The following is a 17,080-nucleotide window of genomic DNA, read 5'->3' as shown; positions in this document are numbered from 1 at the left end:
TTTGAAACGTAGCCCTCTTCGATTCCGCGGCCAAGAGCGCCTGACCCGACAGCCCCGGTGAATCGGCCCCGTGCCTCCCGGATGCGATGCACCGCTGCCGGCCTGCAGGCTGATCCGGAGGCGGAAGACTCCGCCGTACCGTTCGAGAGGAGGACGGGGAACCGGGTTCCTCCCGTTCCGGCGCCCCTGACCATCAATGAGCGTTCCACGCGTAGTGATCGTGGGTGCCGGGTTCGCGGGGTACCACGCCGCCAGAGGTCTGCAGAAGCACGCTCCCGACGCCGAGATCGTGCTGATCAATCCGACCGACTACTTTCTCTATGTTCCGTTGCTGCCCGAGGTGGCGGCAGGGATCCTCGAACCGCGCCGTATCTGCGTGTCCCTGCCCGACCGGCTGCCGAAGGTGAAACTGCTGCTGGGGACCGCCACGCACATCGACATCGACGGTCACCGGGTCGAATGGGCCGACCCCGAGGGGCGGCTCAGCGTAACGGACTTCGATCGTCTCGTACTCGCCGCGGGCAGCGTGAACAAGCTGCTCCCGATCCCGGGGGTGGCCGAGTACGCCCACGGGTTCCGTAGCATCTCCGAGGCGTTGTTCCTGCGCGATCACATCACCCGCCAACTGGAGCTCGCGGCCGTCACCAACGACCGCGACGAGCGTGACGCAAGGTGCACGTTCGTCGTGATCGGCGCCGGCTATACCGGCACCGAGGTCGTCGCGCAGGGCCAACTGTTGACCACACGCCTGGTTCGTCAGCTTCCTGCCCTGCGCAACCAGCCGGTGCGCTGGCTGGTTGCCGACCTCGCCGATCGGCTCCTTCCGGGACTCAGCCCGCGCATGTCGAAGACCGCCGAGCGGGTCCTGCGCAAGCGTGGTGTCGAAGTACGTCTCGGGCAATCCGTCGGCTACGCAGGGCCCGAATGCTTGCAGATGACCACTGGTGAACAGATCACGACCCGATCTCTGATCTGGTGCGTCGGCGTACGCCCGGACCCACTCGTCGACGCGCTGTCATTGCCCACCGATCATGGCCGGCTCCAGGTCCACGAGACACTCCTGGTGCGCGGCCGCGCGCACGTCTTCGCCGTCGGGGACTGCGCGGCGGTGCCCGATGTCACGCGTCCGGGGTCGATCACGGGTATGACCGCGCAGCACGCCCAGCGGCAGGGCAAACTGGTGGCCCGCAACGTCGCGGCCTCGCTGCGAGGGGAGGACCTGCAGACCTACAAGCATCACGACCTCGGCTTCCTGGTTGATCTCGGTGGCCGCCAGGCGGCCGCGAACCCGCTGCACATCCCGCTCTCCGGCCTGGCCGCCAAGACAGTCACCCGCGGGTACCACCTCTACTCCCTGCCGGGCAACCGCACTCGTACCTCAACAGATTGGGCTGTCAATACGATCATGCCGCCGCGAGCAGTACAGCTCGGCCTGATCGACGCACGTCGAGTGCGGCTCGACTGCACCAGCCCGTCCATCATGAGCCAGGAGGTCTGACGTGCCGGGGCCGATCGAAAGTACGACGCGCCGGCCGCACCCGCGCTGACACGAGGATCTCGTCGATCGCTATCGGACGCCGCTGGGTAGACGGTCGAGCTCGTGGCGGGAAGTGATGCCGAGCTTTGCGAAGACGTTGCCCAGGTGGTACTCGACGGTGCGGGGGCTCAGGAACAGGCGGGCGCCGATTTCAGGATTGGACAGCCCGTCGCGGGCCAGGCGGGCGACCTGTGCTTCGCGCGCGGTCAGCTGGCCGGCGGCAGGGAGGACGCGCCTGCGCAACTTCTCGCCGACGGCGGTGAGCTCATGACGGGCGCGCTCGGCGAAAGCCTCGGCTCCCATCTCGGTGAACATCTCGTGCGCCGCCCGCAACTGTTCACGCGCGTCCTGGCGGCGGCCCCGGCGGCGCAGCCACTCGCCGTACAGGAGGCCGGCCCGGGCCAGCTCGGCACGCACCCGCGTGTGGCCGAGCCGCTCGATCGCCTCGCGGTAGAACGGTTCCGCGCTGTCGTCATCACTGATCAACGCACGGGACCGAGCTTCCAGTCCGTGTGCCCACTCCGTGCCACTTGCACTCGTCATCTGCGAGAGGCGTGCGAACGCGTCGGCAGCTACTTTGTCGTGGCCGGTGCGGACCGCTGCCTCGATCAACTCGGTCAGTCCCCAGTTGGACGCGGCCAGTTCCTGTGGCGACTCGCTGGCAAGCCGGGCTTCGGCCATCGCGCCTTCGAACTGCCTCAAGCCGTTGAGGAGCAGGGCGCGGGCTGCCTGCGCCACCGTCTGGCCGATTCCTTCACCGCGAGCAGCCGCCTCGGCAGCCCAGGCCCCGATCAGCGCGAGTGCCTCTTCGCGGCCCTGCCAGGCCGCCAGCCAGAGCGCGCCGTAGGGCATCGAGCCGGCTCCGATCGTCTCGGTCACGACACTCGCTTCGTCTGTCAGCGCCACCGCTGTCCCGGAGTGACCTGCGAACAGCTCGAGAACGATGCGCGAGTTGAGCGCGAGGACGAGCTCACCAAGCGCTCCGGCCCCCCTGGCCAGCCGGACATGGCGACCGCCGAGGACGTCCCAACTCTCGTCGTCCCACAGGTCCGCCGCGATCGCATCGGCGAGCCAGGACCATCGCAGCCCGTCCTCCAGCGTGAGGTCGCTACTACGGAATGCACGCAGCGCTCGCTTCGACAGCGGGACTGCGGCGGTGTAACCGTCGCTGAAGCGGGTGACGAGCGCATCAAAGAGCAGGTCACCATGGTCCGGCTCGCGTGAACGCGGGGTCCGCCGCGCGGCCTGGGCCACCTCGGCTACGCCGACACCCGTGCGAACGGCAAGGCGCCCGGCGAACATCGCGGCGGAGAGCGCGTCCAGGTAGGTGTCCCGAGCCAGCTTGGTGTCCAGCGATTCCAGCCGGTGTGCGGCACTCAGGAGGAGTCCGGGAGCCTCATGGCCACGGCTCGAGGCGAAGACGGCTTCTGCTCGCAGCAGGTCGATGTGTGCGCGCTGGAGGTCGTCGGGGTCTCCCTCCTCGGCGATCGAGAGCATCGTGTGCGTCGAGTCCGGTGCGCCGATCTGGAGTTCGAATCGCGCGGCGGCGAGGGCGCGCCATACCTGCTGTGTGCGGCCCGGGGTCAGTTGTGTCGCTCGTTCGAGAAAGGCAGCGGCTGCAGCCAGACCCCCGCGGGCCTGTGCCCGTTCGGCGGAGTGTTCGAGTTCGGCGGCCAGGCCTTCGTCGGGTTCCTGCGTTGCATGCGCAAGATGCCAGATCCGACGGTCAGCGTCGCGCACCGGATCGGTGGCTTCGGCCAACGCACGGTGTGCCTCCCTGCGCTGTTCCGGCGGGGCCGCTCGGTAGACAGCCGACCGCGCGAGTGGATGGCAGAAGATCACCCGCGTGCCCCACTCGAGCAGCCCATCGAATCCGGTCAGGTCATGCCCGTCCACCTTGACACCGAGCCAGGATGCCGCGCGATAGAGCAGCGCCGGCTCGCCGGTAGGGTCGACGGCCGCCAGCAGCAGCAACCGGCGGGTATCGGACGGCAGTACGTCGAGTCGGCGCTGGAAGCTCGACTCGATCCGGTCCGACAGGTCCTGCGGTTCCGGCAGGCGAAATCCACCCGCTAGCTCGGCGTAGGTCAGTCCTCGGGGCAGCTCCAGCAGTGCGAGTGGATTCCCGCGTGTCTCGGCGACGATGCGGTCCCGCACCCCCTCATCCAGCGGTCCGGGAATCGCCGCCGCCAGGAGGTCCTTGGCATCCTCCGGCAGCAGACCGGGCAGGACCAGTTGCGGCAGCCCCGCGAACGACTGCACGTCGGCAGAGTCCCGCAGCGCGAACACCAGCAGAACAGACTCCGCCATCAACCTGCGACCCACGAACGCAAGACTCTCGCTCGACGTGCGATCCAGCCATTGTGCGTCGTCGACCGCGCAGACGAGCGGGCGCTCGGCCGCCGCAGCGGCCATCAAGCTCAAGAGGGCCAGGCCGACCAGGAAGCGATCGGGCGCCGGCCCGGACCCCAGGCCGAAGGCAGTGCGGAGGGCATCACGCTGCGGCGCCGGGATCCGGTCCAGCCGGTCCAGTAGCGGCGAACACAGTTGATGCAACCCGGCATAGGCCAGCTCCACCTCAGCCTGTACCCCGGCCACCCGCACCACCGAGCAGCCGGAAGCCTCGGCCTCCAGATACGTGAGCAACGCCGACTTGCCGATCCCCGCCTCACCGGAAATCACCAAGGCCCGGCTATCACCGTGACGGACGGCATCGACCAGCCGCTGTAGCTGCCGGCATTCAGACTGACGCCCCCGCAAGATGGGCACGGCCTCAGTCTTGCCGGGAACAACGCAGCGGGCAATCAGATCCCGGGAGGAAAACCACGAATCACTCCCGGGACACAGGACGCCTAACCACTCGGCGAGAGGCACCAAGCACGGCGCTCGACAACGCCCGTAGGAAAGATCCTCGACACCGTCTCCAAGCTCCGCGTCACCGACATCCGCCACGGCCTGGACTGGGTCGGTCTGCATCACACCGGCACCGTCTCACCGGAGATCCGTCCCCTGTGGCGGACGAAGGCGGCCCGGCTCGCCGGCACATTCGCAGCCAGCAGGCCGTGCCGACGATGACGCTGCAGTAGTACACGCAGTAGGCCGATGAGTACTGATACCGCCAGGTGTTCGCGAACGACCTCGCAGATCAGTCGCACGACCTCCGAAGCGCTCACCAGCCGGCTGCGTCAGTCGGGGGTCGCCGGATCCTGCGCCGTACCCGAGGTCATTCGAAGCTCATCCAGGACACGCCCGATATCTGTGGTGGCGGGATTAGACATCGTCATGCGGGTTGTGTAGTGTTCTTCGTGTCGACAGAGAAGAACAGCGAAGCTGACGTGGACAGCTACCGTTCTGTCCAAGAGTGTGGTTGTGAAGTGAAGTAGGTACGACGGCGGACTCCGCCGGGCCGATCTGTGAAAGGGCTCGGGTCTCCCGCCAGGATCCGGTCAGAGTCACTGGAGCCAGTGGTCGGAAAGGGTTCCGGGCTTGACGGATGGAAGTAGCAGTTGCAGTGCGCAGTTGCAGTCAGCGGTTGAAGTCGCAGTTTCGTAGTCGCAGTAGGTAGTGCGCAGTTCCGTAGTTGCAGTTCGTAGCTGAGGTAGCAGTAGGTAGTTGTTGTTCGAGAGAGAAGGGAAGGGATTACACCGTCGGATCGCCCGCCAGTGCCAGTACTTCGCCGGGCGGGTGCCGTAGCTCCATCAGATGGGAAGGTGGTCTTCGGTTACGCATTCAGCGATCCCCGCAGTGGCAGCCTTCACGTGGCGCGCTGCGGACATGCAAGACCGGCCTCACGGCCGGTAGATGGTGACAATCCAACAACCCCTGGGCCCCGGTGCTTTCCGCACCGGGGCCCATCGGCATGGAGGTTCGATGACCCCAGACCTGCACACGGAGACCCCGATGAGTTCAACCCCGGCCGGACCGGCCAACTTCGACGATGACGACTACCCCGCTTACACGATGGGCCGGGCCGCGGAAATGCTCGGCACGACGCCAGGGTTCCTGCGGAGCCTGGACGAAGCGAAACTGATCAACCCACAACGCTCCGATGGCGGACACCGCCGCTACTCCCGCTACCAGCTCCGCATCGCCGCCCGCGCCCGAGAACTCGTCGACCAAGGCACCGCCCTCGAGGCCGCCTGCCGGATCATCATCTTGGAAGACCAACTCGCCGAAGCCCTCCGCATCAACGAGCAGAAGCGGGAACAGGGCTAGCGACCGACGACAGCCACGCACCTGCCGACCGACCTCGGCCACGCCCCCCGACGGCGAGGACGTGACGCTCAGCCGTGGCGGCGGCCAGCAGGCCCAACACCGCCAGACCCACCAAGAACCTGTCCGGCGCAGGGCCTGCCTCCAAGCCGAGGGCCGTGCCGAGCGACTCTCGCTGTGGCGCGGAGAGGCGATCGAGCTCGTCCAGCAGCGGCCAAGACAGCTGGTGTAGGCCAGCGAACGGTCCAGCGGGGCGGAGAGGCTCGGACCTGAGGTGCAGGGTCGGACTTCTAAGACTGCAGGAACTCCAGCAGGTCGGCGTTGATGACGTCGGCCTGAGTGGTCGGCATGCCGTGCGGGTAGTCCTTGTAGGTCTTGAGGACCCCGTTCTTCAGCAACTCGGCCGACTTCGGCCCGGCCGCGACGTACGGAACGATCTGGTCGTCCTCGCTGTGCATCACCAGGACCGGGATGGTGATCTGCTGCAGATCCGCGGTGAAGTCGGTCTGGGAGAACGCGACGATGCCGTCGTAGTGGGCCTTCGCGCCGCCCATCATGCCCTGGCGCCACCAGTTCGCGATGATCGCCTCGGAGGACTCCACACCGGGCCGGTTGAAGCCGTAGAACGGCCCCTCCGGGAGCGCGCGGTAGAACTGCGAGCGGTTCGCGGCCAGCTGCGCCATCAGGTCGTCGAAGACCTCCTTCGGCAGACCCTCCGGGTTGGCATCGGTCTTCAGCATCAGCGGCGGTACGGCGCTGATGAGAGCGGCCTTGGCGGCCCGGTCCTCGCCGTGCCGGCCCAGGTAGTGCGCGACCTCGCCGCCACCGGTCGAGTGACCGACGTGAATGGCGTCGTGCAGGTCGAGGTGGTCGACAACGGCTTTGAGGTCGTCGGCGTAGTGGTCCATGTCGTGTCCGTCACCGGTCTGCGTGGACCGCCCGTGTCCGCGGCGGTCGTGCGCGATGACGCGGTACCCCTTCGACAGGAAGAACAGCAGCTGGTTGTCCCAGTCGTCAGCTGACAGCGGCCACCCGTGACTGAAGACGATCGGTTGTCCCTCGCCCCAGTCCTTGTAGAAGATCTCGGTGCCGTCGCTGGTCGTGATTGTTCCCACGGTGATGCCCCCTCGATGCATGTCATCCAGGCATAACTCGATAGGACCTGGGCAAGCACAGAATGCCCAAGGCCTTGGGTCCAGAGCCGATCGCCGTCAGCACGAAACCCTTTGCCAGCAAGAGGTTTTGGCTTTCTCGCCCACCCCGACGGACGCCACGTTACGCGCGACAGACAATCTGTGGAACCCGTCAGTTCAGTAGTCGTCAGCCCGCCCGTCGCACCTCACGTCGTCGAAACTGAGTTCACCATTCCGGGGCGGTGCCGGCGTATGCAGGTCCGCTGGCGTGTTTGGTGGCATCGGTCCTCACATCTGCCTCGCAGCATGGGCGCGAGGCCGTTCGTTCGCTGACAACAACTGTTCATTCGCGAGCGGCGTCAAGCCGATCGCAGTCTGAACAGGCATTTCGCAGCTTGGGCCACTGTCAGCAGCGCCCAAAGCGATCTGCTCCGGAGGCGCTCTCACCCTCACCGGGGTCGGAGTCGCCCTGAAGACGTGATTGACCACGCGGGCCTCGGCCGATCTCGAAGCGAGGGCTCGAGGCAGTGTGTATCAAATCGCACCCTCAAACCATCACGGGGTATGAGGTGATGCATGGCACCCGTGGATCAGCCTCGTGCACGCCAACGGCTGGCGATGCTGCCGCCCACTTTCACCACAGCGCAGGCGCTCCGGGCTGGCGTCCCGTCACGGGATCTGGCGACGTTGGTTAGCGAAGGCGCTGCGCTTGAACTCTCACGCGGTGTCTACCGGCGGTCAGACGCCCCCGAGACTGCACACCTTGACCTGCTGGCGGTACACACCCGAGCTTCCCACACAGTCGTGTGCGGCGAGTCCGTCCTCGCGCTTCACGATCTGATCGACGACATACCGGGGCTGCTGTACACATCGCCGTACCGCGCGGAACTCGCCGTCCGGCGATCTCCTACCCGCCCATCGTCGTCGCGCAGTACGCGGCCAAGACCTTCGATCTCAACATCGAGCAGTACGAGGCGGCACCAGGCGAGTTCGTACCGGTCTACGACGCAGCCCGCAGCGTGGTCGATGCCATGCGCCACCGCAACCGCATCGGTCAGACACTGGCCCTGGCGGCGCTCGGCCGATACCTGCGAACCAGTGGGCCCGACGGGGCCGGGAATCTGCAAGGCATCGCACGCGAACTGCACGCGCTGTCCGTCATCCGGCCGGCCGTCGAAGCGGTGCTCGCCTGATGGTCAATCCAGCCCGCGACACACTGCCGGTCGCGTCTACCTACGGCCGAGCTGTACGAGCCCCTGTCGTACGGCGGCTGACGGCGACTTTGCTCAATCTCTGAGCACACGCAACTCGGCAACATGACGGGTTGCGAGGAGTCCATCGACCGTCTTGTAGCCCGGCCGAGTCATATCGATCACGCCTGCGTCAGGCAGGCCAGAGTCGATGATGACGCAGTCGCCGCAGTCGCCGCAGTCGGGGGCCAACTTGACGCCTGCGAACAGATCTGAGCCGTCGCTATCAGCACTGGCCTCGCGGATTCCCTGAATAATCTGCTCGACAGCTGCCGATTTGGTCTGCTGCTTGCCGGTGTTGCTTGTGATGCCGGCGGGCGAAATGCACGTGCTTCACGATCTTCGGCGACCCGTCCACTGCCCGATGGTCATCCAAGCCTTTCGATACGTGGGCTGTAGCATAATTGGCGAGAACCTCGTCGTGCAGGCCGGCCACGGCTCGGATCACACCATGATTCAGAGGTTGCTCTCGATCGTCGGAACGTCGTCTGGCAGTGCGGCAGCAGGCCCCGCTGCTGAGCCGACGGTCGTGTCACAATCGAGCCCGAGAGTGTAGGCGGCCATCGAGATCGAGCCGGCGGCATGTCCGTCGACAAGGAGATCGAACGGCTCATCGTCGGCGAGCCCGGCCGCGTAGAGCAGAGGCAGGAAGTGGTCTGGCGTCGGAACCGCCTGGGCGAAGTCAGGATGAGCATCCAGAGCCGCGACCTCCGAGGGGGAGCCCTCGAGCAGCTCGCGCGCGGCTTCGTCGAAACGCAACGCCCAGTCGTATCCCGAGTCCGGCTTGCGATAATCGACGGCGCGCAGATTGTGGACGATGTTGCCACTGCCGACGATGAGAACGCCCTCGTCACGCAGCGGGCTCAGCTTACGGCCGAGTTCGAGGTGATGGTCGAAGTCCTTGAACGCGTTGAGAGACAGCTGGACGACCGGGATCGAGGCGTCCGGGAAGGCGTGGAGCAGTACCGACCATGTGCCGTGGTCGATTCCCCAGCTGTCGATGTCCTGTCCGACCCAGCGGGGCTTGCAGACGTCCGCCACGAGTTCCGCGACCTCTGGCGCCCCAGGCGCCGGGTACTGCACATCGAACAACTCCTGCGGGAATCCGTAGAAGTCGTGGATGGTCCGGGGCCGGGGCATCGCGGTCACTGCCGTCGCATTGGTGTACCAGTGCGCGGAGATGACCAGGATCGCGCGGGGCCGCGGCACCGATGCGCCGAAGATCCGCCAGGCCTCGGTATAGCGGTTCGTCTGGAGCGCGTTCATCGGGTTGCCGTGGCCGAGGAACGCAACGGGCATGCGGGTCTTGTCCACGGTCATCTCCCGATTCGAGTCCAGCCCGACATTACGCCGCGTGGCCATACGTCCGCACCACACAGCAGAGCGTCGAGCGACCGGCGTGTCAGGGCGGCAACTGCGCTACCCAGGTCAGTGCCGGCCACGACCACTCGTTGGCTATGGCCGACGTGTGTTCGGCATGTCAGTATGCAGACGAGATGAGCAGTTCGCCACCACCGCAGGTACCCGCAGACCTCGACACCGGCGCCCCAAGGCCCTCGGAAAGCCCGGCGCCGGAGCCGCGGGACCCCGCGGCCTCGGACATCGTCGAAATTTGGGGACTCGACTCCTTCCCAGCCAGTGATCCTCCGGCGAACTGGTGAGTCTTCGAGAGTGAGCGGCGCGCGAGATCGTCGATGGCTGCCTCCAGTCACGAGAACCAGGCGTCGACCACAGAAACCCTCGCGGTTGTTTACCAGCCACCCGAGCGTCGCCGGACTCACCCCCGGCCGTGTAGGCCCCCAGGACAAGCGTTCAGGGCGAGACGGTTCAAGCCCGGCTGATCCGGTCGACATCGATTGACAGCATGCTTGCGGCTCTCCGATTCGACAGGATGATGGCCTCGAGACTCTCCAGCAATGCCGAGTCGACCGAGCCGTTCGACGAGGCAAGGAGGTACTGCAGACTCTTTGAGTTTTCGGAAAGGATATCGATCACCTGCTGTGCGACGACCGCCCAGTGTCCGCCTTCCTGCCGAGCTCGCGCCGCGAATTCGAGGATCCGACGCATGACGGCCGGTTCGCGGTCGACCATGCTCTGCACCGAACCCTGGACGGATCGATGGAGTTCAAAGATCTCCGGCCTTGCAGCCTCATCCACCCCGGCCGTAGCCGCCAGCGACTTCGCCGGGCCGTTGACCGCAGCAACGTTTCCGGCCAGATCGTACGAGAACAGGGCAACTCCGGCAGAGTCCGCGAAGTCACTAGCGGCCGCTGTATAAGGGCTGAGGGAGTAGAAGATCGCCCACTGCCGGTCGTAAGCTGCACCGCGCAACTGCTGAACCGCCGGCGCTCCCACCGGTGCCTGCGCGTAGTACTTGACCTGGGCAACTGCCTGAGCGGAACGAACGTCGATACCACCGTCGTTGCCTGCTCCGGTGACAGCCGCGTCGGCGAAGCCGAGGCTCTTCATATGCCAGGCTGCCAGACGTTCTGCCTCTTCCCACGTGTCGACGACGACTCGAGCCTGCATCGCAACCTGCAGCCGAAGCTGCCAGAATTGCCAGCCGACGGGCGGCGGACCCCAGGTGGGATCCGGTTGCCAAGTCTCTCCCGGAGCCCAACCGTCAGGCGCCGGCGGCCAGTTCGGTGGCGCTACCCAGGTCCATTTCTGTGGCTCTTCCACGCGACCCCTCCCCAGACAACTCCTGGTCGCCCATGATGGCACCCACCGCCGACAGCGGCTCACCAGAGACGAGGACAACCTCTCGGACTGCGACCTCCTCGGCATGGTGGCACTGGGCGCAGTAGCGAAGATGCGGCATGATTCGAAGACGTTGCAGACCGATCGGCGCTTCGCAGATCTCGCAATGGCCGTACACGCCGGTTTCGATCCGATTCAAGGCGGCGTCGATGTCAGTCAGTACCTTCATCGCAGCAGCGGTGAGCTGGGCCTGAACCTCGATCCGCGCACTTGTGCACTCCGTTTGTGCCTGCCTGGGCCATGCGGAGAGCTCACGCAATTGGTTCCGGCGGAAGATGCGGTGCTCGCGCAGCCTCAGTTTGAGTCGGGGCAAGTTCGTCTGCGGACAACATCTGTCTGTCCCGGACAGCCCTCTGACCGGCCGCCACAGCACCTCCAACCTCGATCACGGAAGCCATCGATCAGCCCTCCGCCTGGCTGCGGTTTCCGTCCGTCGCTCTGGCGACCGGCGGAATGATCACGATGGGAACGGTGGCCTCGTGAGCGATCTGCTGACTGACCGACCCGAGCAGCAGCCCGGCGAAGCCGCCTCGTCCGCGCGAACCGACCACGAGGAGCGAGCTCTCCTGTGCCGCTTCGATCAGAGCTGGTGCGGCGGAGCCTTGCACAACGACTTGTTGAACCTGACCCACGATTTCAGTGACGTTTGCCGCGGCCACACTGTCGGTCAGCGTCCGCCATGCTGCCTCCTCCAACGCGGCGGTATCGGCCAGCACCGGCGCATACGGGGACATCAGGACAGCAGCTGGTTGCTGCCAGGTGTGTACGACGAGCAGGTCGGCGCCACGCAGTTTGGCCTCAGCTGCCGCCCATTCCAGGGCTTGCTGTGCAGACTCGCTGCCGTCGACACCGACGACGATCTTCTCCATCTCTGTCTCTCCTCTGGTGATGTACGCGCGCATCGAGCGCGTCCTGGGATACGGCGTAGGTCGTCAGCGACGACCCGCGCTCATGGCGGGCTCAGGCTCCGGCGCGTCGCCGGCAGTGCCCGCCGAACCGGAGTCAGTCGCCGGCTTGGGCAAGGCCGCCTGCTTGATCCGGTGGGCGCGCACAGCGAGTCGGACGGTGATGATCACCACCGCCACCCCAAGCAGCATCAGGAGAATCGCCTCAATTCCACCTGTCACGGTTACCACTCCTCTTCGGGTAGTCGCTCCAACATTCATCGCTACACTGACTGTAGCGTAATTGACTGCAGATCTATTCCCGGCAGACTGGACTCATGCCCCACACCACAAACGGACGAGGCCGCCCCCGGCTCGAATCGACCGATGAGCGCATCTTCGAGGCGGCTCACGAGTTGCTTCGCCAGAAAGGCCCGGCCGCGGTGAACATCGACTCGGTCGCACATCGATCCGGCGTTGCGCGTACGACGATCTACCGGCGTTATCGCAGCCGGCGCGAGCTCCTGACCGCGCTCATGGAGCGGCTTGTCGAACCTGCTCCGCCGGCCCCTGACCTCCCGGTCCGAGAGAAGCTGCGCTGGGTTCTCGACCGGATCTGCGACATCTTGCAAAATCGGCTCGGCCCGGGTGCGACGGCGGCCGTCATCACCGGCAGTGATCCTGAATTCACCACCGCCGTACGCGCGCGACTTGCCACTCGTCTGAGTTCGCTCATCGATCTGATGAATGCCGACATCGAATCGGGCCGGCTCTCCCCCGACATCGATCCCGACACCGTTCTCGGAATCCTCGTCGGCGCGTACCTCGCAGAGGTCCTCAGATTCGGGAGTCCGCGTGAAGGGTGGACCGACCGCGCCATCGACTTCCTGACGCCTGCGGTGACGTCGCACCTGTCGCGCAGCTGACGGGACGAGCGGCTCATTTGCCTGTCCCGTGGATCAGCCTGTCCCAATCGATCGGAGAACGGCCCGCGCCGCTGTCGCCGAGAACGAACGGGCGGGGGTCTCCCGCGGCTCTCGCGCCGGAGGCCAGCCAGACCGCGATGCCGCGACGATTTCGGCGCTCGAGCTCGTCGAGGCAGGCCTGTCGCTGTGCGACGATCCGCAAGCGCTGCGCCAGTGAGGTGGACCGTTGCAGCGCAGAGAAACTGGCCCGCCATGCCAGGCACAAATCGTGGTCGCTCAGCTGGGAAGCGTCGGTCCGGACAGGTGCTGGTGGCTCCGCTTCGGCGTTTGCGCCCGGCTCCAGGACAGACTCCGACAAGGTTCCGGTGCGGTCTGCGGCAACACCCTGGCCGTGCGGTATTTGCAGGTAATCGTGTTGCCTGAGCCAGCGGACGCCGAACCGGATGACTCGAGGCGATCCGCCGACCGCAAAGGTCACGAGAACCACCGCTGTCGGGGCGCCCAGAAGGGTCCCCAAGCCGATCAATGCCACGCAGCCACCGCCGCTGAGAGCCGAACTCGCTGCCACCGCTCGTCGCTGGCAGCGCGGGAGTCGTGGGTTGTCACCTTCGGGCGTCAGGACGAGCCAGCTGAGAAAACCGCCGGCGACGGCCGCCATCACCAGCGCCGCGATCACCGCACCGAGCGACAACGTGAACGCAGCCATCGCGCCTACCGCACCGAGCAGCCCGCACAACAGCAGCCAGACGACGCGATACACCCTCCCCACAGGTTGCACGACGCACCTCCTAGCAGTACTCCGTCATACCGTTGGTCACGTCCAACCTTGCCGCGCTGCGGCGATGACGAGTAGGGCCGCGATCGGCGAACCTTCCGATGCCCTGCTTCCGGCGTCCGGCAACAGCGCGCCCGATGCGGACGACCGCGACCGGCCCACCTATCTGTCGGCTCGACGTCGGCGCGGAGCAGTTCGACGCTGGGCAGTTCGACGCTGGGCAGCCTTCATCTCCGTGAGTTTCGCGAGAACGTCCTGGTAAGCCTTTTCGAAGCTGGCGATGCCGTTCTCTTCGAGGGTTCGTCCCACGGCCGTCATGTCGATACCGACCACGGCCAGGCGTTCCATGATTTCGGCTGCCTGCGATAGACCGTGGTCGACGGTGCGCGCCGTTCTGCCGTGGTCCTCGAAGGCGGCAATGGTTGCCTCGGGCAAAGTCGTGACAGTGTCGGGGCCGATGAGCTCCTCGACATAGCGGGTGTCGCGGTCGCCGGGATTCTTGGTGGACGTCGAGGCCCACAGCGGACGCTGGATATCAGCTCCCAGGTCGGCGAGGTGGTGCCAGCGTCGGCTCGAGAACTGTTCGGTGAACGACCGGTAGGCCAGCTTGGCCTGAGCGACGGCGGCCTGACCGCGCAGGGCCAGCGCCTCGTCGGTGCCGAGCGCCTCGAGTCGATGGTCGACCTCGGTATCAACCCGGCTCACGAAGAAGGATGCGACGCTGCTGACAGTCGAGGGATCACCGCCGTTCGCAGTGAACTTCTCCAGGCCGGACAGGTACGCCTCGATGATCTCGGCGTAGCGGGACAGGGAGAACAGCAGCGTCACGTTGACACTGCTCCCTTCGCCGGTCAGCGTTTCGACGGCGGTCACACCTTCGGCCGTCGCCGGGATCTTCACCAGCAGATTGGGTTGGGCGAGACGACGCCGCAACCATCGCGCTGCGTCGATCGTGCCGGCCGCGTCGTGAGCCAACTCCGGAGACACTTCCACCGACACGAACCCGTCAACGCAGTCTCCGGCGTCGAAGACCGGGCGCAGTACGGTGAGCGCCTGGCCGACGTCGGACATGAGCAACTCCCAGTACGCCTTGTCCACCGATGTGCCGACCGACATCAGCGCCGAGAACTGCTCGTCGTAGTCGTCGGATCCAAGGATGCTCCTGGCGAAGATCGTCGGATTCGCTGTGACGCCGCGGATCCCGTTGCCGACCAATCGCGTCAGAGTTCCGTCACGCAGGTAGGCCCGGGTGAGATTGTCGAGCCAGGGGCTCTGCCCGAAGTAGGCATAGAGATGTTCCAGTTTGGTCATCGCGCTCTCGGTTCCCCGGTATCCGCCGGAGTCGTGGTTGTCACTGCTCCATGTCGTGGAGCAGGTCGTCCCAATCAATGCGGGCGCGACTTGCAGCGCCGTCTCCCAGGACGAATCTGCTCGGGTCTCCAGCGGCCCTCGGCCCTGACGCCAGCCACGCCGCCATGCCGTGCACGCTTCGGAGTTCGATCTCGTCGAGATATGCCCGGCGCTCGTCGACGATCCGCATCCGTTGAGTGGGCGAGCCGGCCTTCTGCAGAGCCGAGAAGCTGGCCCGCCAGGCCGTGCAGAGCTCTTCGTCGCTCAGTACGGCGGGCGCGACCGGAGGCTTGGTGTCGAGATCTGGTTCGGGTCTGATGATCGTCGCCGTTGCCAGCGGTGCCGAGCCGGTATCACGGTTCGGTCGGGCTGGTTTGGGAGCCGGGACTGTGAGGTGGCCGCGGTCTCTGAGCCACCGCACGCAGTAGCGGATCACGAAGGGCGAACCGCCCACGGCGACTGCCAGCAGTAGCACCGCCGTCGGCGCGCCGAGCAAGGTGCCGAGGCCGATGAACGAGACCGTGGCGACCGCCGTGAGCGCCGTGGTGCGGGCAACGATCCACCGTCGCTCCCACGAGTCCCGGGCCGGTCCGTCCGGATTCGCCAGCGCGACCAAGGCCACCACTGCACCCGTGATGCCCGCGAGGACGACCAGCATGATGACGTTCGAGAGCGACCAGGTGAATGCCATGGCCGTCCCCACAACACCCAGCACACCGCACAGGACCAGCCAGCAGATCCGGTAGGCCTTCATGGTGTCTTCCGCGTCGATGCAGCGGGGCGGACGACGACTAATCGGTTCATGACAACCTCCTCGTTCGTACAGCCACAACTCTGCCTCCGCGGGCGCACGAACGGTACGGCGCTGACCGGCGAACTGAGGCGGCCCTGATCGCCGGAGTCCGGCAATGATCAGATCTCTCGCCAGGGCACCGTGCTCGGGTGGCTAGGACTGGGTGTCCGCACCGTGATGGAAGTCATGTGCGGGCCAATCGAGAAGTTGAGCGCCAAGGACGGCGATGTGCAGGATGAATCTCTGGTCAGGATTGCCCGGATCGTGGCCGGTCAGCTCCTTCACCTTGGCCAGCCGGTAGGTGACGGTGCGCACCGAGACGTTCAGGCGGCGTGCCGCGTCGGTCGCAACTTCGCCGGTCGCGAAGTACGCCTCGAGCGTCTGCAGCAACGGCTCAGGGCCACCGCGCGCCTGGGTCAATGGTGTGAGGACGGCCTGGATGAGGTCGACGATCGCGGCCTGATCGCGAACCAGAACTCGGTACACGAGCATGTCTCGTGCATTGACGACCGGGGCGTCGAGCCGCAACCTGTCGGCGAGCGCCAGAGCCTCTCGTGCCTCCTCGTAGGAGCGCGCAATGCCGTACGAGCCGGGGTACGGCCGGCCCGTTGCGACGCGCCATTCGCGACCCGAGCGGTGCCGGATCAGCGCGTCGTGGATCAGGGTTCCGACCTCCTGGACGATTGTGCGTGGTGCCGTGCTGGGGGCCGTCGCCGGGATCAGCACCACCAGCATTCCTTCTTTGGTCGCCACGAGTACTTCGCGGTCTCCGAACCGGTCGAGGATGAAGAGCTCCAGCATGCTTGCGCTCGTATCGCCCTCGGTGAGACGGTCGGCGGGCCGCGCAAGGACCACCTGGTGTGGCCGGCCGAGGTCGATACCGAAAGGTTCGGCGCGCTCCACGATTCGGGCCACGTCAGGGTCGCCACGGAGCAAATCGTCGACCAACTCGCGGCGTAGCGACTCTTCCTGCCTGACCAGCTGCTGTGTCGCTACCTGGTAGCTGTCCACCAGGACCGCGATCGCCTCGCCGACCGCGCGGAGCACCGCCTGCGCCGACGCACGGACGGTGTCGCGGTCACGGTACGGCACGACATCAGGCAGGTCCCGCCACATCCGCCACGCTGCGGACAGGTACAGGTCGGCGACCCGTCCGGCGGGGATTCCCTGTTCGGCTGCACGACGCCCAAGTTCACGGACGATCGCCAGCTCATGTTCACGTGGCCGTCTGCCGGAGATGGCAGCGTCGGCGAGCAGGGTGAGGTATTCGACCAGGAGCTCCAGCGGTGCTTCGGAGTCGCCTGCGGCCGCCTGCGCGATCGCCGTCAACCAGGCTTCATCCGCGCTGTTGGCGGTGGTGGAACCCGGCCACTGCAGCCCCCCGGACTCGCTCATGCCACTCCCCCGACGCTCGATGAACACAGGTCCTGGGCCATGTCCCAGTAGAGCATCGTTGCCGG

General features: G+C 66.1%; 16 protein-coding genes and 1 pseudogene. 5 read left to right on the top strand and 12 right to left on the bottom strand.

Going from position 1 to position 17,080, the window contains the following annotated elements; translation table 11 throughout:
• Positions 1–196 precede the first annotated feature (196 nt).
• The gene (locus EV645_RS19295) at positions 197–1,498 is read left to right on the top strand and encodes an NAD(P)/FAD-dependent oxidoreductase (protein ID WP_130445266.1); all 1,302 of its coding nucleotides are present in this window, start codon (positions 197–199) and stop codon (positions 1,496–1,498) included.
• Between the two features lie 69 nt (positions 1,499–1,567).
• Here EV645_RS19295 and EV645_RS19290 read toward each other — a convergent pair whose 3' ends face one another.
• The gene (locus EV645_RS19290; RefSeq protein WP_130445478.1) at positions 1,568–4,513 is read right to left on the bottom strand and encodes a helix-turn-helix transcriptional regulator; all 2,946 of its coding nucleotides are present in this window, start codon (positions 4,511–4,513) and stop codon (positions 1,568–1,570) included.
• Positions 4,513–4,710, bottom strand: coding sequence for a hypothetical protein (locus tag EV645_RS19285; RefSeq protein WP_130445265.1), 198 nt, complete (start codon positions 4,708–4,710; stop codon positions 4,513–4,515). Before EV645_RS19285 ends, EV645_RS19290 begins: the two co-directional genes overlap by 1 nt.
• A gap of 727 nt (positions 4,711–5,437) precedes the next feature.
• Between EV645_RS19285 and EV645_RS19280 the strand changes: the two genes are divergently transcribed.
• Positions 5,438–5,752: a MerR family transcriptional regulator gene (locus tag EV645_RS19280; protein ID WP_130445264.1), complete on the top strand. Its 315-nt coding sequence runs from the start codon at positions 5,438–5,440 to the stop codon at positions 5,750–5,752.
• A 287-nt stretch (positions 5,753–6,039) separates the two neighbouring features.
• On the opposite strand, the gene EV645_RS19275 is transcribed toward EV645_RS19280, so the two are convergent.
• A complete protein-coding gene (locus EV645_RS19275) occupies positions 6,040–6,864 on the bottom strand; it encodes an alpha/beta fold hydrolase (RefSeq protein WP_130445263.1) in 825 nt (274 codons plus the stop codon).
• Between the two features lie 594 nt (positions 6,865–7,458).
• Here EV645_RS19275 and EV645_RS43295 point away from each other — a divergent pair.
• Positions 7,459–7,560 (top strand): annotated as a pseudogene (locus tag EV645_RS43295) (type IV toxin-antitoxin system AbiEi family antitoxin domain-containing protein); the annotation flags it as partial.
• Positions 7,561–7,688: 128 nt separating this feature from the next.
• Positions 7,689–8,075 carry a hypothetical protein gene (locus tag EV645_RS42805; RefSeq protein ID WP_242000531.1) on the top strand — a complete coding sequence of 129 codons (387 nt, stop codon included), beginning with the start codon at positions 7,689–7,691 and terminating at the stop codon, positions 8,073–8,075.
• A 513-nt stretch (positions 8,076–8,588) separates the two neighbouring features.
• On the opposite strand, the gene ygiD is transcribed toward EV645_RS42805, so the two are convergent.
• The 5 genes from ygiD to EV645_RS19245 form a co-directional block, all read right to left on the bottom strand.
• Positions 8,589–9,494, bottom strand: a complete 906-nt coding sequence (gene ygiD / locus EV645_RS19265) for a 4,5-DOPA-extradiol-dioxygenase (protein WP_242000513.1) — start codon at positions 9,492–9,494, stop codon at positions 8,589–8,591.
• Between the two features lie 465 nt (positions 9,495–9,959).
• Positions 9,960–10,661 (bottom strand): restriction endonuclease, encoded by a 702-nt coding sequence (locus tag EV645_RS19260; RefSeq protein WP_157997107.1) that lies wholly within the window; start codon positions 10,659–10,661, stop codon positions 9,960–9,962.
• Positions 10,662–10,755: 94 nt separating this feature from the next.
• The gene (locus tag EV645_RS19255; RefSeq protein ID WP_242000530.1) at positions 10,756–11,265 is read right to left on the bottom strand and encodes a TraR/DksA family transcriptional regulator; all 510 of its coding nucleotides are present in this window, start codon (positions 11,263–11,265) and stop codon (positions 10,756–10,758) included.
• A gap of 28 nt (positions 11,266–11,293) precedes the next feature.
• On the bottom strand, positions 11,294–11,761 hold the full coding sequence (locus EV645_RS19250; RefSeq protein ID WP_130445260.1) for a universal stress protein: 468 nt from the start codon (positions 11,759–11,761) through the stop codon (positions 11,294–11,296).
• Positions 11,762–11,824: 63 nt separating this feature from the next.
• Positions 11,825–12,019, bottom strand: a complete 195-nt coding sequence (locus tag EV645_RS19245; protein ID WP_130445259.1) for a hypothetical protein — start codon at positions 12,017–12,019, stop codon at positions 11,825–11,827.
• 95 nt (positions 12,020–12,114) lie between these two features.
• On the opposite strand from EV645_RS19245, the gene EV645_RS19240 reads away from it, so the two are divergent.
• The gene (locus EV645_RS19240) at positions 12,115–12,702 is read left to right on the top strand and encodes a TetR/AcrR family transcriptional regulator (protein ID WP_130445258.1); all 588 of its coding nucleotides are present in this window, start codon (positions 12,115–12,117) and stop codon (positions 12,700–12,702) included.
• Between the two features lie 13 nt (positions 12,703–12,715).
• Here EV645_RS19240 and EV645_RS19235 read toward each other — a convergent pair whose 3' ends face one another.
• From EV645_RS19235 to EV645_RS19220, 4 genes are all read right to left on the bottom strand, one after another.
• Positions 12,716–13,408: a hypothetical protein gene (locus EV645_RS19235; RefSeq protein WP_130445257.1), complete on the bottom strand. Its 693-nt coding sequence runs from the start codon at positions 13,406–13,408 to the stop codon at positions 12,716–12,718.
• Between the two features lie 231 nt (positions 13,409–13,639).
• Positions 13,640–14,788: a transaldolase gene (gene tal, locus EV645_RS19230; RefSeq protein WP_130445256.1), complete on the bottom strand. Its 1,149-nt coding sequence runs from the start codon at positions 14,786–14,788 to the stop codon at positions 13,640–13,642.
• 40 nt (positions 14,789–14,828) lie between these two features.
• On the bottom strand, positions 14,829–15,581 hold the full coding sequence (locus tag EV645_RS19225) for a hypothetical protein (RefSeq protein WP_130445255.1): 753 nt from the start codon (positions 15,579–15,581) through the stop codon (positions 14,829–14,831).
• Between the two features lie 192 nt (positions 15,582–15,773).
• Positions 15,774–17,015, bottom strand: coding sequence for a PucR family transcriptional regulator (locus EV645_RS19220; protein ID WP_130445254.1), 1,242 nt, complete (start codon positions 17,013–17,015; stop codon positions 15,774–15,776).
• Positions 17,016–17,080: the final 65 nt, after the last annotated feature.

The organism is Kribbella rubisoli, assembly GCF_004217145.1.
GTDB classification, from domain to species: domain Bacteria; phylum Actinomycetota; class Actinomycetes; order Propionibacteriales; family Kribbellaceae; genus Kribbella; species Kribbella rubisoli.
Note: the sequence above shows the minus strand (reverse complement) of the source record. Positions and strands in the feature narration are given on the sequence as shown.

Excerpts from the sequence above, each read along its gene's own strand:
- EV645_RS19280 (WP_130445264.1), top strand. The coding sequence starts at position 5,438 with ATGAGTTCAACCCCGGCCGGACCGGCCAACTTCGACGATGACGACTAC.
- EV645_RS19225 (WP_130445255.1), bottom strand. The coding sequence starts at position 15,581 with ATGAAGGCCTACCGGATCTGCTGGCTGGTCCTGTGCGGTGTGCTGGGT.
- EV645_RS19295 (WP_130445266.1), top strand. The coding sequence starts at position 197 with ATGAGCGTTCCACGCGTAGTGATCGTGGGTGCCGGGTTCGCGGGGTAC.
- EV645_RS19260 (WP_157997107.1), bottom strand. The coding sequence starts at position 10,661 with ATGCAGGCTCGAGTCGTCGTCGACACGTGGGAAGAGGCAGAACGTCTG.
- EV645_RS19250 (WP_130445260.1), bottom strand. The coding sequence starts at position 11,761 with ATGGAGAAGATCGTCGTCGGTGTCGACGGCAGCGAGTCTGCACAGCAA.
- EV645_RS19240 (WP_130445258.1), top strand. The coding sequence starts at position 12,115 with ATGCCCCACACCACAAACGGACGAGGCCGCCCCCGGCTCGAATCGACC.
- EV645_RS19220 (WP_130445254.1), bottom strand. The coding sequence starts at position 17,015 with ATGAGCGAGTCCGGGGGGCTGCAGTGGCCGGGTTCCACCACCGCCAAC.
- tal (WP_130445256.1), bottom strand. The coding sequence starts at position 14,788 with ATGACCAAACTGGAACATCTCTATGCCTACTTCGGGCAGAGCCCCTGG.
- ygiD (WP_242000513.1), bottom strand. The coding sequence starts at position 9,494 with ATGGCCACGCGGCGTAATGTCGGGCTGGACTCGAATCGGGAGATGACC.
- EV645_RS19290 (WP_130445478.1), bottom strand. The coding sequence starts at position 4,513 with ATGCAGACCGACCCAGTCCAGGCCGTGGCGGATGTCGGTGACGCGGAG.
- EV645_RS19235 (WP_130445257.1), bottom strand. The coding sequence starts at position 13,408 with ATGGCTGCGTTCACGTTGTCGCTCGGTGCGGTGATCGCGGCGCTGGTG.